Origin of the sequence: Bifidobacterium sp. WCA-178-WT-4B, assembly GCF_009696495.1 — a bacterium.
Classification (GTDB): Bacteria; Actinomycetota; Actinomycetes; order Actinomycetales; family Bifidobacteriaceae; genus Bifidobacterium; species Bifidobacterium infantis.
Map to the genome: position 1 here is coordinate 108,849 of NZ_VULV01000008.1, position 14,531 is coordinate 123,379.

The window sequence follows — 14,531 nt, forward strand, 5'->3', positions numbered from 1 at the left end:
GATGGCATATCCGGTTGATTGTTGAAAACTCAGTGGCCGGCCGACAGATTCGTCCGACGAGGCTCGCGCGAGTGATCATAGCGCGGGTCGCGTTGGATATCCGGGAGATGGCGCGCCTTATATCAGAAGCGATGATTTTCGAATAAAGACACGGCCCCATCAGCCGGTCGCGGGTACTACAGTGGACCACAACGTTCCTCCCCCGATGGTTTGGGGAAACACAGAAAGAGGTTGGTCGTCGGCCTGATCATCATTGCGATTCGCACCGGCTTCTTCCGCAAGAAGCTGGGTGCCAGCGAGAACCTTCAGGAGTATTTCGCCTGAATCGGGCTTGTCGTCCATCCGCATTCCGCCTCAGCTACTCATATCGATAACTTACTAACAATCCATTCATTGTCTTCTTACCAGTAAAGGAAATCGCCATGTCCAACTTCATTCCCAACACCGTTTCCGCAGAACGCAAGCCCGTGGACATCGTCACCGGCACCTATGTGGACTATGCCGGCGTGACCCGTGCCAAATCCGTTCCCGCCCGCAGGCGTGAAGCCTTCGAACGCAACGGATTGGGCGCCGCCCTGGTCTGGGTGGTGTTCGGCGCGGACAACTCGTTCGCCGAAAACGAGAAATTCAACGTGTCCGGCGATCTGCGCCTGCACCTTGACACTTCCGCTTCTGCATTGCGTGCCATACGAGCGTGAAGCGGCGTTTCTCTGCTCGGTGCATGCCAACGTATACATGGATGTCAGCCTTGCCAATACGTATATGGGAGCGCAGGTGAGGGAAGTGCTGCGCAATGTTCTGGCGTGGTGCGCATTTGACAAGTTGCTCTATGCGTCGGACGGCGTCGGCATCAGTGAATTGCATTATCTGGCCGCGGTGCTGTTCCGCAGGTATATTGCGCGAATCGCCATCGACTGGGTATCGGATGGCGCATGGAACGCGAATCAGGCGAAACGGGTTATCGACGCCATCGCGCATGCCAACGCGGAACGGCTATACGGTTTGGCGTGAACGGGTACTTCGCCGGTGCCGTCACTTCCCGAGGAACGCCGGGATGGCTTCAGCCGCCGCGTATCCCTTGCGGTACATCATCTCCAGACCCTCGAAGTTCTTCTTCAGGGTGTTGAGGCCGTACAAATCTTCGGGTGCGAGGATCAGCACTTTGCCTTCTGCCTCGTAATGCTTGGCGAGTTCGAGTTCGTCGTTGTAGGTCTTGTAGCGCATGCGCAGCTTCTCGGCTGCGGCAGGGTGGGAGCGTTCGAGGATGCGGGCCGGAGCCAGATCCTTCTGCTGCTTGCGTACTTCGTCACGCAAGCGGGACAGAATCAGAATCACGCGATCATAGCCGTCATCCAGCGCCTTCTGTACCGGGATCGGATCGGCGATGCCGCCATCGAAATACGGCACGCCATCCACCACATACGGCTCGCAGGCCACCGGCACGGCGGACGAGGCCTTGATGATGTCGAAATCATCAAAACGTACGCGTGACTTGTCGAAGTACTTGGTCGAGCCGTCCTCGGCATTGCAGGCCACCACGGTGAACCCGGTCGGATTGGCCTCGAACGCCGCGAAATCCAACGGATTCTCGCCATCGTGATTGCTCAGCGTGCCATAGATGTAGTCGAGGTTGGCGAAGTTGTGGTTCCTGAAGAAGCTTTCCGCGCTCGCGTACTCCTTACGGAACGCGTATCTGGTGTAGAAGGTGTGGTTGCGGCCGTGCTGGCGGGCGATGAACGAGGTCATATTGGCCGCGCCGGCGGAAACGCCGTAGCACATGTCCACGTCGATGCCGTCCTCCAGCATGCGGTCCATAACGCCGCATCCGAAAATCGCGCGGAACCCGCCGCCCACATCAATCATTGCCGTCTTCAGTGCCATATCAGCCTCCTATTCATCATCATGCATCCGATCACGCATTCAGCAGGTCGCGTGAAAGCCGTGTAACACGTTCGGACAGATCGGAATTGGCGAGTTCCACGCCGCCGGTCGCGTCTTCGGGTGCCAGTTTGCCCAGGGACTCCAGCACAACGCCCAGATGGCGCACGGTGCCCTCATTGCCGTCGATGACGGCGGCCCGTTCGGGCAGCAGCTCGCGGAAGTAGTCGCGGTAGAACACGAAATGCGTGCAGCCCAGCACCACTGAATCGATGTGCTCCATGTCGTACTGGTCGAAGTAGCCATGCAGCGTGCGCATCACCAGGTCATGGTCGCCGAGCCGCCCGGATTCCACGATCTCCACCAAGTCGGGGCAAGGCTCCTTGAAAATCGTGTTGTTGGAATCGAATCGATCCATCAGCTTGGCGAACTTCCGCTCACGCAAAGTCAGGGGAGTGGCCGCCACAATCACCCTCTGGGGAATATGATGCGGGTCGGAAGGCACGTCACCCCGGTCGCACGCCACTTTCAGGGCCGGCTCCATGCCGATGATCGGAATATCGTAGTGTTCGCGCAGATCGTTCACCGCGGCGGAAGTGGCGGTGTTGCATGCGATGACCACGGCCTTGATGCCTTGACGCACGAACCGTTCGACAATATCGAAACTCAGGGCCCTCACCTGCTCAGGCGTCTTGACGCCGTACGGGGCGTTGGCCGAATCGCCAAAATACAGCACATGCTCGGCCGGCATATCCTTGGCGATTTGGCGAGCCACGGAAATACCGCCAAGACCCGAATCGAATACGCCGATTGGAGCCGAAGAGCTCATGCCTGAATCCTCCCTATAGCCATGCCTGCAACCGTATGTTGCCGCGACCGATCACAAAGCCGATTGTTTTGCGGTGTTGTTTCGCTCCCTAGAGTACTCTGAAAGCCATGAGTCTTCCGCAACGAGTAACCAAGACACACGCAACCGGCAATGATTTCGTGGTGTACCTCGACAAGTCCGGCAAATTCGAGCCTTCCGCCGATGAGGTCCGATTCCTGTGCGACCGTCACTTCGGCATTGGCGGTGACGGCCTGATTCGCCTGACCAGGCCTGATTTCGTGTCTGATTTAAGCGATGATCAGCTTTCGGACGTACTGGCCGGGGGCGCGAAATGGTTCATGGACTATCGCAATGCGGATGGATCGTTGGCGGAGATGTGCGGCAACGGTACACGCGCCATCACCTTGTTCGCTCAGCGCGAGGGCGTGGCCGACTCCACCGAGCCGTTCCGCCTCGGCACCCGTGCCGGCGTCAAGATTCTGACGCCACGCGGCAATATGAGGCCGTACGGAGCCAACGTGTTCCAGGTCGAAATGGGGGAGTGGAAGATCGGCGAAACCGACGCCTACGAGGTCACCATCCCCGGCGCTGAGGGCTCGGCGCGCGGCACGTTCGTGGATATGGGCAACCCGCATGTGGTCGCGGTAATCGAGGACGCCTTCGCGTCCCTGCCGGTGGTCGAGGCGCTGGATCTGGTCATCAAGCCCGTGGTGAGCCCGACCATCGAATCCGACCAGAATGTGGAATTCGTGCGGGTCGACGACATCGATCAGAACACCGGCGTGGGTGAAGCCACGATGCGCGTCAACGAACGTGGCTGCGGCGAAACCCTGTCCTGCGGCACCGGCCTATGCGCCACAGGCGTTGTGCTGCGGGCCAAGACCGGCATCAGCCACTGGGACATCACCGTACGTGGCGGCACCTTGCGCGTGGACGTCACCGACAGTGACGTGAAGCTGACCGGCGCGGCCACGCTGGTCGCCGATATCGATTTGTTGTAAAGGAATCAGGCAGCGAACAGGGCCGCGCCTTCGGTGACGATGATGAGTACCACGATCGCCACGATCCACAGTATATCGACCATGAGGTCGATGTTGAGGCGGTAATACTTATTGAGTCCGGCCGGCACCGCCGCGACCTCAACCTCACCGTCGCCATCATCAGCAGCCACAGCCTTACGTGACGGCAATCCCTGCACGGCCACGGTCGCATGGCTCAACGCCATGAACTGGATGGTGGTGGAGAACATCAGGGTCAGGCACCACGGGCACAGCGCGTGAATCACGAACAGTGACTGCGTGCTCAGCCAGTACGAGTAGGCCAAAGCGGCCAGTCCGCCCAGCCACGTGCAGGTCGCGAACCAACGCGGCACCTTCACACGCGCCAAACCAATCACCGCGATGGTAATGAACACCGATTCGGCGGCGATGCCGAAGAACGCGTTCGGATAGCTCAGCCCGCCGAACTTCACGATTTCCGCCTGCCAGGACTGGGCCACCGCCGAACAGGACACCACCGAGTTCAGATCGCAGCCGAGCGCGGACTCCGGATGCCTAGCCAACTGCAAAGTCTCGGCGGACAGAATGAGCGAGGCCCCCAATGCCACTGCCGAGGCGACCAGCATGATGAGATATGTCCAAGTGGCACTGTGGCGCCATCCAATCAACGGTCGCGCCTCCGCCAAGCCAAGCGGCGTGGTGTTCGTGGTGCTGGATGATGTGTCGGTTGCGGTGTTACGAGTCATCATGCCCCTTTCGATAGCGCTGCGCTCCAGATTAGCCTCTGCGGTTGTCAGCTGAGTGCCGAATGTCTGGTCTTGGCCGTTGGCAGAAGGTGACGACCTGTCTGCGCCTTGCGTGGGAATGCTGAGATGAGGTTACGATGGAAGGTATGACTGGATATGTGATGCCTTTGGAGCCGCCCGCCGTCGGGTGGGACATCCATTGCCATACCGTCTTCTCGGATGGCACGGAAACGCCGGTCACATTGGCCGAACGATCCAAGGCATTGGGACTCAAGGGCGTGGCCATTTCCGATCATGACACCACCGCCGGCTGGCCGGAGGCCGAAGCCGCAGCCCATAGGGTCGGTTTGCCGTTGCTCCGCGGCACCGAAATCACCGCCACGGATGAGAACGTCTCCGTACACATGCTCGGCTACCAGTATGATCCCATGAATCAGCACATCACGGACTTGTTCGCCGATACTCGAGCCGCACGGTTGCAACGCACGCAGCGCATGGTCGAATTGTTGTCTCGTGATTATCCGATTACCTGGCAATCCGTGCTCGCCCAAGTCAAAGAGGGTGGCAAAACCACCATTGGCCGGCCTCACATCGCTGATGCTTTGGTGAGTGCCGGCGTATATCGGACTCGTTCGGAAGCGTTTGCGGATGCGGTCAGCGCCTCATCCAAATACTATATTCCCACGCCTTCGCCGACCTCTCATGAAGTGGTGGCCGCCGTCAAGGGAGCGGGCGGTGTGATTCTGATCGCCCATGCCGGTGACGTGAGCCGTAACCGCAGACTGTTGTCCGATGACCAGATCGAGGCATTGATCAGCGAGGGATTGGACGGGCTGGAGGTATGGCACCGTGGCAATTCACCGGAGCAACGAGAACGGCTGCTCACCATCTGCCGCCGGCACCAGCTGCTGGTCACCGGTGGATCTGACTGGCATGGCAAAGGCAAACCGAACAAACTGGGGGAGAACCTCACCGATGAGGCCACTGTCGAAGAGATCGTTCATCGCGGCGTGCTTCCGCTATATCGGTGATTCGGCAATAGAAAAGCGTCCTCGAGAAAATGCTCAAGGACGCTTATGCGCGATTCATGGTCACAGCGTGCCGAAGCCGACGGCGTGCTTGGTTTCGGAGCCGATGATCGCGTAACCGAGTGCCTTGGCGGGCACGATGATGCGACGGCCCTTGTCATCGGTCAGATCGATCGTCGCGTTGTCGGCCACGGCCTGCGCGATGGCCTGGCTCACATTGTCGGCTGATTCGTCGGTGCTGAAGTTCACCGGTCGTGCCACGTTCTGAATGCCCAGTTCGATATCCATATAAGGCTCCTTGTTCTGCCGTCTTTGTGACGAACATCATGGTAAGTGGCCGTCGCCGGCCGAGGTTCTGTACTCTATTGTGCCGCGTGTCTGCGTCGTCATGTGCGGTGTTACGCGCTCGGCGTGGCGCGGAACACCGCACACGACATTATTTGGATGATGCGGATGATTCGGCCAGCGGATTGCCCTCGCTGTCATACCCGTCCAACCCGGCACGGGCATCGCGCAGAGCGCGTTCTTCCCGCTCCAGCAGCGGAATCACCGTGGTTTGGGCACTCGAGGCTCCGTGCTGAACGAGACTGTCCGGAGTATCGTCATTCACCGCATCGTCGGTCGGGGCGGCGGATTGAGACGCAGGGGAAGCGTCGGTTGACGTCGTGCCGCTATGCCCGTTCATACTGAGGAGTTCCTTCAGCGTGATCGTCACCGAAGAATGGGAAGCGCCATGTGAGGGCTGCGGTTTGGTCGATCCTGTACCGGTTGCGGTGCCGGAGACACTCGCTTGCGGGTGATTGGCGGTCCGGTCAGCATCGGGTTCGACTTCCGGGGTAAGATCCACGTCGCCAGCGGCCACGATGTCAGCGGAACCGGTGCGATCGGGATCGGGCGTGTCGTCCGAGACCTCGGCCGCCGCGGTACCGGTGTCGGACTGCTGCGGTTGTGCGGGTGCCTGATGGCGGTCGTCCTGCAACAATGTGCCGACGGTGATTGTGGAAGGCGAACCGGGCTTCGTCGACGCGGCGGCGGCCGACCCTGCGGCTGGGGCCGATGCCGGAGTGTGCTTGATCACGCCCAACTGGTGTGCGAGTCGTTCGACCTGTGCCTTGAACTGCATGATGCGATTGTTGTCCGCACGGTTCAACGCCTGAATGAATTCGCCCACCTGTTCCATCTGCAACCACAGGTTGGCCCTGAGCATGATGAGATCGTCAAGTCGAGAGCCCATCATGCGGCCGTATGCGGAAAGCACGGCGTTGCGATGGGATTCGTCGAGCTTGCCGAAAATCCAGGCAAGGTCTCGTGCCGGATCGTTGACCTGCATATCCTGCCAGTTGGTCACCGTGGTGATGGTGGAACCGGAGAACAGGAAGTCGCCGTCGGAGAATCCGCCGTGAACCGTGCAGGTGGAGAACGACCACAATCCCTCGGTGTCCATGATGCGCGCCCAGCTGTCGGTGATTTCTTGGGGAACATGGCCGGCGGAGCGTAAGCGGCGAATCCAGACGGTCAGCTGCGAACGAATCTGACCGGTGGTAACTACCGGATATTTGGCATTGGCCAGAAAAGTCGAAGGCAGGCGATGAATGGCTCCGATGGCGGTGCCGACGGCCGCGCAGTCATCCAATGTCAACAGGTCGAGAGGACGTGCCTGACCATCACGGTGGACGGCGATCATCACGGTCGTCTCGCCTGTGGGACCGGGCTTGCGTGGGGTCAGCGGTGTGGACTCCGCCTGGGCCTGCTGCCCCACGGCCTGTGCGGTGGCCGTCTGGCCGGGTTGGGAAACGTCTCCCGGGACGAATGCGACCACACGGTCCATATCGAAGCCGAGGCCACCAAGCTCGCGCGCGGCTGCCAGTGTCTGCGCCGCTTTCACACGGCGGATCAGACGTGTACGCCCTTCCCTGGTGTCAGTGGCGTATACGTCGTACAACTTGCCCGAAGCATCTTGGATCACGGTCTGGTCGATGCCTTTGGCCTCGTCGGTTGCGCTGGCCTGCACGTTCTCGCGTACGCCGGCCACCCCCAGATTCGGCAGGACGGCTGAGGCGAGTGCCGCCAACATATAATCGCTACGTTTCATCACCCTTCCACACTAATACATCCGTGGCGATTCGCACCGCAGAATGACACGCAAAACGCATGATTCTGGCGATGTTTTGTCGTGAGCCCGGTTCAGCCATAGGCGTGAGTCGTGCCGTGAGCGCGAATCGTGCCACAATGGACGCATGGAACAGGCGCAGGGGATTCTTGAGGGGCTCGATGAGCGGCAGCGTACCGCCGCGACTACGTTGCAAGGGCCGGTGCGCATCATCGCCGGCGCAGGTGCCGGTAAAACCCGCACGGTCACGCGGCGGATCGCCTATGCCTGCGCCACCGGGGCATGGAAGCCGGAGCGGGTGCTTGCCGTCACCTTTTCGGTAAAAGCGGCGGCGGAAATGCGCGCACGGTTGGGCCAGCTCGGCGTAGGGGGAGGTACTGGACGCTCCGGTTCGGGTGCGGGAACTGCCGGAGTCACGGCCGCGACCTTCCACTCAGCGGCATTGCATCAGCTCAACAGCGTCTGGGCGGACATATGCGAGGCTCCATTCCCGCATGTGATCGAAGATCAGCGTGACGTCGTCTCCCGCGCGATCATCCGCGCCACCGCACGTACCGATGCCGATCCGCTGACCGTTCGCGATGTGCTCGCCGAAATCAATTGGGCCAAAATCTCGTTGGTGGCGGTGGAAGATTATGCCCGGGCCTGTGCCATCGCCCATCGGCAGCCGCCCGCCGGACTCGACACCGCTCGGTTCGCCGACGTCTACAGCGCCTACGAGCAGGAAAAGACCTCGCGTGGCGAAATCGATTTTGACGATATTCTGCTGCTCGTATGCCATATCATGGATGATTTTCCCGAAGCCGCCGCCCAAATTCGTTCCACCATCGGCTGGCTCACCGTCGACGAGTATCAGGACGTCTCGCCCCTGCAACACAGGCTGCTGACCCTGTGGCTGGGCGGGGGAGGACCTGACGGCAAGAGCGCGATGAACCGCAACGTATGCGTCGTGGGCGATCCGGCCCAGACCATCTACTCGTTTGCCGGTGCCTCCAGCTGGGATCTGCTGCGTTTCGCCGATGAATTCGGGCCGCTCGCCGCCGATGTCAATCTCAACACCGACTATCGTTCGACGCCGGAAGTCGTGAACCTCGCCAACCGGGTGCTTGCGGCCGCGCCGAACCGTGAGGATTACCTGAAACTGGTTTCCGCCCGCGAATCCGGCACGCGCGTTACCCGAACCGCTTATGAGAGCGATATGAAAGAGGCGCAGGGCGTGGCGGCACGCATCGCCCGGTTGGTCGCCAACGGGGCCAAGCCGTCCGATTGCGCGATCCTCACCCGCATCAACGCCCAACAGCCGGTATTCGGTGCCGCCTTGCGCGCTGCAAGACTGAAATACCGCGTCCGCAAGGATTCGGGATGGCAATCATCCGCGCTCGCCGACGATGCCGCGTCCAAACGTGCGCTATTGGAGGCGATGGGTTTGGACGCCACCGGACTTGCCGCAAACGACGATCCCGGGGTTACGATTTCCACGATCCACGCATCCAAGGGTCTGGAATTCAAGCACGTGTTCCTGATCGGCTGTTCGGAAGGACTCTTGCCGTACGGTTCGCCGGAAACGGGGGATGCGCTGGAAGAGGAACGCCGGCTTATGTATGTGGGCATCACCCGAGCTGAGGATTCGCTGCATCTGTCGTATGCGCGGACCAAGGATGGTTATGGAGCGCAGCACAGACGCCCATCACGATTTTTGTGACGGGCGTCGTTCATACATACTGAATGCTCCTGAACATTCAGGAGCGGGAATTGGCTGAAGGCCGGTTGACTATGCCTGCGTATCCTCCGAGTTGCCGTTTTCACTGTCTTCGCCATCTTCGCCGAGCAGCTTGGACAGTTCGGCATCCCAATCGATATCGCCGGTCTTGCCATCTGCGGCAGGGTGGGAAGCGGAACCGTTGGCATCGGAAGAGGAGCCTGAAGGAGCGTCGGACGACGGAGACGCGCCAACTGCGGGCTTGTCGCTAGGCAGCGAAGGCAGCAGATCGGGATGCGACCACTTGGCGTCACGGCCTTCAGGGCCTTCGGCGGCGGTGATCATCTCCCACAATCCGGCGGCCTCGCGCATGCGCTTGGGGCGAAGCTGCAGGCCGAGCAGACTCTCGAACGTGCGTTCGGCGGGACCACCCATCGCGCGCTCGCGGCGCAGCATCTCCCGCAACTGTTCGATATGCGGCAGGTGGGCCATGCCGGCGCGCCACACTACGCAGTCCACCCAGCCCTCGACCATCGCCAGCAACGATTCCAGCGAAGAGAGCGCCTCGCGCTGTTCGGGGGTGTCGGGGATGCCGACCTTGGTGAGGTTCACCGCGCCGGAGATCGACTCCGGATCCATCGACGTGGCGTCACGCAGCTGTTCCTCCATCGCATCCAGATCGATGGAGATGCCGCGTGCGTACTTGCCGATGAGCGCCTCGAAACGCGGCATCAGCCACGGTACCGAGGCATACAGGCGGGTGTGAGCCATTTCCTGCAGGGCCAGGAAGGAAAGCACTTCAGATTCGGGGATTTTCTCGGTGGTCTCGAATCCGGAGAGCGCAGCCTCGAACGCGGCGGCGTCGGAGCCGGAGACTTGGGCGGTACCGTCAGTTGCCGGAGTATCGCTGTTGCCGGCCGAAGTGAAGCCAATGGGATTGGCGGAAGCGTCGGTGGAGGCGGAGAACGGATTGGTCGCGTCCACCGAAGTGCCGGCCGTGTCGGCCTTGGCCGCAGGAGTCTCACCGTTCAGCATCTTCGCGTATTCGGTGGCGTTCTGGGCAATCAGTCCACCAGCCGGATTCTTCAGCAATGCGATGCCCTGATCGAAACTGCCATGCACTTCATGGCTCAGATTGCCGGCCGCATGCCCCAGCTGCATGGCAAAGGATGTGTTTCCCAGCAGCTTCATCAGTTGGGCTGGGTCTTTCATGCCGTCGGGAATCGGAATCGGCACCGGTCCGGCGAACATGCCGGCAATCTCGCCATCGCCGAACGCGCCGCCAAGACGCTCTGAAATCACCGAAGCCAAAGCGTCGTTCATCGACTCGGCCACAGGAGCTGCGAACTTTGCCCACTGGTCGATGGTGCCCTCCACCCAGCCGGCGCGGGTCAGCACATCCGGATCGCCGGGCGCGGGATTGAACTCGCAGGCGGTATCCAGCCACAGGTTCGCCTCACTCATCGCGCGGCGAGCCGCCTCGCCATCCACGGCGGACACGCTGGACGCGGAACCGGAGGTGTTTGCCTGCTGCAAGGCAATCGACTTGGCGAGCTTGACGTTGATCGGCCCTTCCTCGACAGTGCGCTGCATATCGCCCATCGTGTTGAGTCCGCCGGCGCTGAACGCGGCCATCATCTGCTGGACTTCGGATGGATTGGGCAGCCGGCTGGGGTCCTGACTCATCAGCTGTTCACGGATCTCCTCAGGCAACTGGCTGATCTGCTGCCAGGCCATCTCACCCTGAATGGGGCCGAAGCATTTGATCAGCCACTCGTGAATCGCGTTGTCGTCCATGCGTATCCTTCTTTGCCGCGGTGTGTTACCCCAAGTGTAGGGTCTGCCCGGGCCTGTTCGCTTGTGGCCGAGCAATATTTTCGGTTTATGTTCGTTTTCGGCTGATTTCGGCCCTCCGCTTACACTGTAGGGTATGTTTGCACGCCACAGGAATCAGGAACCAGACCTCGTCCAAGAGCAGAAGAGCCCGACTGCGGATTCGGAAGCGGGGGATGAGCACATGCCATCGTTCGAAGTGAAGCACGATTCGCGCCTATCTCGTGGAATCAGCCGTGCTCGGGCCTATGCGGCCGCTCGTCCGAAACGCCATTTCGTCGGTGCATTCGCCGTGTTGCTTGGTGTGGTGATTCTGCTGCTGCCCAGCCCGTACGTCATCGAGATGCCCGGACCCACCCAGGACGTGCTGGGCAAGGTCGAGGATGGTGCGGTTATCGACATCACCGGTACCGGCGTGACGACGTATAAGGATTCCGGCAAGCTGCTGCTGACCACGGTGAACGCGTCCGGCGTGCCCGGGTACCCGATCATCAACGCGCAGGCCGTCTGGGGCTGGGCCAATCCGCAGGTGGAGGTCATGCCGCGTGAGGCCACGGTACCGGTGGGCCAGAGTGCGGACCAGTATCAGAAGAAAGTCGAACAAGACATGGCCGGTTCCCAGGATTCGGCCAGTGCCGTCGGTCTGGCGCATGCCAAAGCCCATGCGGACGAACTGGGCATTGACGCCAGTGCATTGCAACACGCCAAGGTGACGATGCACGTGGACAGCATCGGCGGACCGTCAGCAGGCATGATGTACACGCTCGGTCTCATCGACAAACTCACCCCCGCCAACGAGAGCGGCGGCAAGACCATCGCCGGCACCGGCACCATAGACAAGGACGGCAAAGTCGGCAGAATCGGCGGCATAGCGCTGAAGATGCTTGGTGCCAAGCGCGATGGCGCCACATGGTTCCTGGCCCCCGCGTCGAATTGTTCGGATGTGGCCGGCCGCGTGCCGGATGGTCTGCGCGACGTCAAGGTCGCCACGCTGGACGAGGCGTATCAGGCGTTGGTGGCCATCGGCAAGGGGCAGGCCGACGATTTGCCTCATTGCGAGGCATGACACGCGCGGCCAGTCGTTGTTTCTGGTGAGACGACTCGCATGGGTCTGCCCACAATGCGGCGATTTTCGGCCGCGTTAACGCATTTGTTCGCGAAGACTTGCTAATGTGTCCCCTGTGAATCAAACGGCATCACAGAACGCTGAAGAATTTGGTTTCGAGCCCGGCGATATCGTCCAGGAGTGGCTCTGGGACGACGATGTGGACGATTCCATTCGTGCCCAGATTGAAGAGCTCACGGGCGAGGATCTCGTGGACGAGGACTACGACTCCGCTGTGGACGGCGTCATCGTATGGTGGCGCGACGGCGATGATGAGGACGAATTGTCCGATACGATCGTTGACGCCTACGCGGTACTGGGCAATGACGGCCCGCTGTGGATACTGACTCCCAAGCCCGGCCGCCCGGGTGCCGCCAGCTCCTCCACCGTGCAGTCCGCCGCACAGACCGCCGGTATGAACGCCGCCACCCCGCTGACCGTCAGCTCGGACTGGAACGGCATCCGCCTGCGCGCATTCGGCAAGGGCCGCTGATAAGCCTCAATCAATACGCTTGACTTTAAGCGTGTTGACCGGCGTCGCGTGCTGCGTAGTGCTGCTGGGCGTGGCTGAATGTCATTGCGATTGAGCGTTACGGCACGCGTATACGACACCACGTGTCGCGCAGTGCCGGCCATACGCTATTGTTGTCATTTGCGGGCAATTAGCTCAGTTGGTTAGAGCGCCACCTTTACACGGTGGATGTCGGGGGTTCGAGTCCCTCATTGCCCACCAATCCGCCTCGGCGGAAACAAGCCGCTTGGCCTTGCGGGAGTAGGGCTGAGCGGCTTTTCTTATTCCCGCAGATTCCCTCGTATTCCCTCGGTTTCCCGGAATAATGTGGGCAAAATGTGGGCAAAAAATGAGCCTCGGAAAGCTACTCCCAAAACGTGAAAACCGCCCCTCCGTCCAGCGTTATGCCGGATGGAGGGGCGGTGTTTTTATGGTTATTCGGTTTTGGATGCCTTGGCCTTGAGGGTGCTTGCGCCGATGACGACGCCGATGGCCAGGGCGACGGCGTTGATGGTCGTCGCGGCCTGATCGGCCCACGTCCAGCCCCATACGGGGCCGAGGGTCTGCACGAGCACGCCGATGGCCGGCAGCACGATCAGCGCGAGCCATTTGAGCACGTCATAGGCTCGGTTCGGCAGCAGCCAATCGGGCACGGTCGGCTCCGTGCCGGCGGTCTTGGGTTCGGTGTTTTCGTCGGTCATATTGTCCTCGATTCTGCAGTTGGAACCTGGGAACCCCGCCCGGCTAAGGTGCGGGGTTCCCAGGTTGGGTTCGGGTTCTCAGTAGTTCAGTAGTGCAGCACTTCGCCGGGGTAGATCACGTTGGGGTTGCCGCTGCGATACCCGGTGAGCTGCGTGTAGCCGATGCCGAGGCGTGCCGCGATGCCGCTGAGGGTGTCGCCCGCGCGGACGGTCACGGTACGGGTTGCCGGCGGCGCGTTGCTGCCGGTGGCGACGCTGCCGCCGCCGTTGTAGGTGACGACCTGACCGGGGTAGATCAGGTTGAGGTTGCCGCTGGGCACGCTCCACTTGGACAGCGGCCACAGGCCGGTGCGCGAGGCGATGCCGCTCATGGTGTCGCCGGAGCGGACGGCCACGCGGGTCGTGTTGGCCTGCGCGGCCTGCTGTGGCGCTACGGTCGCGGTGCCGGCGAGGCGCTGGTTGACGATCGCCATGACCTTGTCGTAGTTCGCGCCGAGCGCGTCGCGCCGCTGCTGGCCGTTGCCGTAGTCGCCACGGATGGTGGCGGTCGCGAGTGCCTGTAGGTCGATGGTCTGGGTCGGCGGCTTCTCGGTCTGCGGCGGGGTTGCGGGCTTGGCTGCGCCGGTGGGGTTGGCGTACAAATCCCACTGCCATGCCTCGCCGCGGAACAGGTTGAGGTCGATGGGACTCCACGTGTTCACCACGCCCGTGCCGGAGTACTGTCGCATGGCCTCGCCGTACGCGCCGATCATCCACGGGTCGGCCTGATAGCCGGTCGGGCTCATGTTCGCGTACTGGGCGATCCACAAACCGTAGTCGGCGCGGATGTCGCCGGGGATGGCGCCGGCCACGGGGCCGGTGTAGAGCAGCGGCTTGACGCCGCCCGAGAGCCGTTCACACTCAGCCATGAACCGGCGCACCCAGTCCCAGTCGCCCCACGCGGGGTTGTCGTCCATCTCCCAGTCGAGGGCGACGATGCCGTGACGCCAATAGTTCGACGTGTTGGCGTAGAAGAACTGGGCCTCGGCCTCGGGGTTGCCACCCATGGCGTAATGGTAGAGGCCGAACCGTTTGCCGGACGCCTGCGCCTGGG

The 14,531-nt window shown here is 61.4% G+C and carries 15 protein-coding genes and 1 tRNA gene; 8 read left to right on the forward strand and 8 right to left on the reverse strand.

Translation table 11 applies throughout. From position 1 onward, the window contains the following. Positions 1-422 precede the first annotated feature (422 nt). The gene (locus FYJ31_RS07185; RefSeq protein ID WP_141676189.1) at positions 423-698 is read left to right on the forward strand and encodes a hypothetical protein; all 276 of its coding nucleotides are present in this window, start codon (positions 423-425) and stop codon (positions 696-698) included. A gap of 37 nt (positions 699-735) precedes the next feature. Further along, complete coding sequence (locus FYJ31_RS07190; RefSeq protein ID WP_229773908.1) at positions 736-1,011, forward strand: hypothetical protein; 276 nt, start codon at positions 736-738, stop codon at positions 1,009-1,011. 21 nt (positions 1,012-1,032) lie between these two features. Here FYJ31_RS07190 and FYJ31_RS07195 read toward each other — a convergent pair whose 3' ends face one another. After that, positions 1,033-1,881 (reverse strand): patatin family protein, encoded by an 849-nt coding sequence (locus FYJ31_RS07195; protein ID WP_195839471.1) that lies wholly within the window; start codon positions 1,879-1,881, stop codon positions 1,033-1,035. Positions 1,882-1,912: 31 nt separating this feature from the next. Beyond that, entirely contained in the window at positions 1,913-2,707 is a 795-nt protein-coding gene (gene murI, locus FYJ31_RS07200; RefSeq protein ID WP_029680188.1) for a glutamate racemase, read from the reverse strand. Between the two features lie 107 nt (positions 2,708-2,814). On the opposite strand from murI, the gene dapF reads away from it, so the two are divergent. Further along, positions 2,815-3,708: a diaminopimelate epimerase gene (gene dapF / locus FYJ31_RS07205; protein WP_154536369.1), complete on the forward strand. Its 894-nt coding sequence runs from the start codon at positions 2,815-2,817 to the stop codon at positions 3,706-3,708. Positions 3,709-3,713: 5 nt separating this feature from the next. Here the strand turns inward: dapF and FYJ31_RS07210 are convergent, their stop codons facing one another. Further along, positions 3,714-4,451, reverse strand: a complete 738-nt coding sequence (locus FYJ31_RS07210; protein ID WP_154536385.1) for a vitamin K epoxide reductase family protein — start codon at positions 4,449-4,451, stop codon at positions 3,714-3,716. Positions 4,452-4,588: 137 nt separating this feature from the next. Between FYJ31_RS07210 and FYJ31_RS07215 the strand changes: the two genes are divergently transcribed. Continuing rightward, positions 4,589-5,482 (forward strand): PHP domain-containing protein, encoded by an 894-nt coding sequence (locus tag FYJ31_RS07215; RefSeq protein WP_154536370.1) that lies wholly within the window; start codon positions 4,589-4,591, stop codon positions 5,480-5,482. Positions 5,483-5,542: 60 nt separating this feature from the next. On the opposite strand, the gene FYJ31_RS07220 is transcribed toward FYJ31_RS07215, so the two are convergent. Both FYJ31_RS07220 and FYJ31_RS07225 read right to left on the reverse strand, forming a co-directional pair. Then, complete coding sequence (locus tag FYJ31_RS07220; RefSeq protein WP_007054042.1) at positions 5,543-5,767, reverse strand: DUF3107 domain-containing protein; 225 nt, start codon at positions 5,765-5,767, stop codon at positions 5,543-5,545. Positions 5,768-5,915: 148 nt separating this feature from the next. After that, entirely contained in the window at positions 5,916-7,571 is a 1,656-nt protein-coding gene (locus FYJ31_RS07225) for a phosphotransferase (protein ID WP_154536371.1), read from the reverse strand. A 145-nt stretch (positions 7,572-7,716) separates the two neighbouring features. Here FYJ31_RS07225 and FYJ31_RS07230 point away from each other — a divergent pair, with 145 nt between their 5' ends. Beyond that, positions 7,717-9,291 carry an ATP-dependent helicase gene (locus FYJ31_RS07230; RefSeq protein ID WP_154536372.1) on the forward strand — a complete coding sequence of 525 codons (1,575 nt, stop codon included), beginning with the start codon at positions 7,717-7,719 and terminating at the stop codon, positions 9,289-9,291. 69 nt (positions 9,292-9,360) lie between these two features. On the opposite strand, the gene FYJ31_RS07235 is transcribed toward FYJ31_RS07230, so the two are convergent. Beyond that, positions 9,361-11,085 carry a zinc-dependent metalloprotease gene (locus FYJ31_RS07235; protein WP_154536373.1) on the reverse strand — a complete coding sequence of 575 codons (1,725 nt, stop codon included), beginning with the start codon at positions 11,083-11,085 and terminating at the stop codon, positions 9,361-9,363. Between the two features lie 220 nt (positions 11,086-11,305). On the opposite strand from FYJ31_RS07235, the gene FYJ31_RS07240 reads away from it, so the two are divergent. The 3 genes from FYJ31_RS07240 to FYJ31_RS07250 all read left to right on the forward strand — a co-directional run bounded on the left by FYJ31_RS07240 (position 11,306) and on the right by FYJ31_RS07250 (position 12,959). Then, on the forward strand, positions 11,306-12,187 hold the full coding sequence (locus tag FYJ31_RS07240) for a YlbL family protein (protein WP_101027898.1): 882 nt from the start codon (positions 11,306-11,308) through the stop codon (positions 12,185-12,187). A 115-nt stretch (positions 12,188-12,302) separates the two neighbouring features. Further along, entirely contained in the window at positions 12,303-12,719 is a 417-nt protein-coding gene (locus FYJ31_RS07245; protein ID WP_007053292.1) for a DUF3052 domain-containing protein, read from the forward strand. 163 nt (positions 12,720-12,882) lie between these two features. Next, positions 12,883-12,959: transfer RNA gene (locus FYJ31_RS07250), tRNA-Val, on the forward strand. A gap of 212 nt (positions 12,960-13,171) precedes the next feature. Here FYJ31_RS07250 and FYJ31_RS07255 read toward each other — a convergent pair. Next, positions 13,172-13,438 carry a phage holin gene (locus FYJ31_RS07255; protein WP_025221566.1) on the reverse strand — a complete coding sequence of 89 codons (267 nt, stop codon included), beginning with the start codon at positions 13,436-13,438 and terminating at the stop codon, positions 13,172-13,174. A gap of 86 nt (positions 13,439-13,524) precedes the next feature. Further along, positions 13,525-14,531 (reverse strand): GH25 family lysozyme (locus tag FYJ31_RS07260; RefSeq protein ID WP_154536374.1); only part of this gene is annotated, 1,007 nt, incomplete at its 5' end.

What these genes read in the sequence shown, in the direction of transcription:
- FYJ31_RS07185 (WP_141676189.1), top strand. Translation starts at nt 423, where the DNA reads ATGTCCAACTTCATTCCCAACACCGTTTCCGCAGAACGCAAGCCCGTG.
- FYJ31_RS07190 (WP_229773908.1), top strand. Translation starts at nt 736, where the DNA reads ATGGATGTCAGCCTTGCCAATACGTATATGGGAGCGCAGGTGAGGGAA.
- FYJ31_RS07195 (WP_195839471.1), bottom strand. Translation starts at nt 1,881, where the DNA reads ATGGCACTGAAGACGGCAATGATTGATGTGGGCGGCGGGTTCCGCGCG.
- murI (WP_029680188.1), bottom strand. Translation starts at nt 2,707, where the DNA reads ATGAGCTCTTCGGCTCCAATCGGCGTATTCGATTCGGGTCTTGGCGGT.
- dapF (WP_154536369.1), top strand. Translation starts at nt 2,815, where the DNA reads ATGAGTCTTCCGCAACGAGTAACCAAGACACACGCAACCGGCAATGAT.
- FYJ31_RS07210 (WP_154536385.1), bottom strand. Translation starts at nt 4,451, where the DNA reads ATGACTCGTAACACCGCAACCGACACATCATCCAGCACCACGAACACC.
- FYJ31_RS07215 (WP_154536370.1), top strand. Translation starts at nt 4,589, where the DNA reads ATGGAAGGTATGACTGGATATGTGATGCCTTTGGAGCCGCCCGCCGTC.
- FYJ31_RS07220 (WP_007054042.1), bottom strand. Translation starts at nt 5,767, where the DNA reads ATGGATATCGAACTGGGCATTCAGAACGTGGCACGACCGGTGAACTTC.
- FYJ31_RS07225 (WP_154536371.1), bottom strand. Translation starts at nt 7,571, where the DNA reads ATGAAACGTAGCGATTATATGTTGGCGGCACTCGCCTCAGCCGTCCTG.
- FYJ31_RS07230 (WP_154536372.1), top strand. Translation starts at nt 7,717, where the DNA reads ATGGAACAGGCGCAGGGGATTCTTGAGGGGCTCGATGAGCGGCAGCGT.
- FYJ31_RS07235 (WP_154536373.1), bottom strand. Translation starts at nt 11,085, where the DNA reads ATGGACGACAACGCGATTCACGAGTGGCTGATCAAATGCTTCGGCCCC.
- FYJ31_RS07240 (WP_101027898.1), top strand. Translation starts at nt 11,306, where the DNA reads ATGCCATCGTTCGAAGTGAAGCACGATTCGCGCCTATCTCGTGGAATC.
- FYJ31_RS07255 (WP_025221566.1), bottom strand. Translation starts at nt 13,438, where the DNA reads ATGACCGACGAAAACACCGAACCCAAGACCGCCGGCACGGAGCCGACC.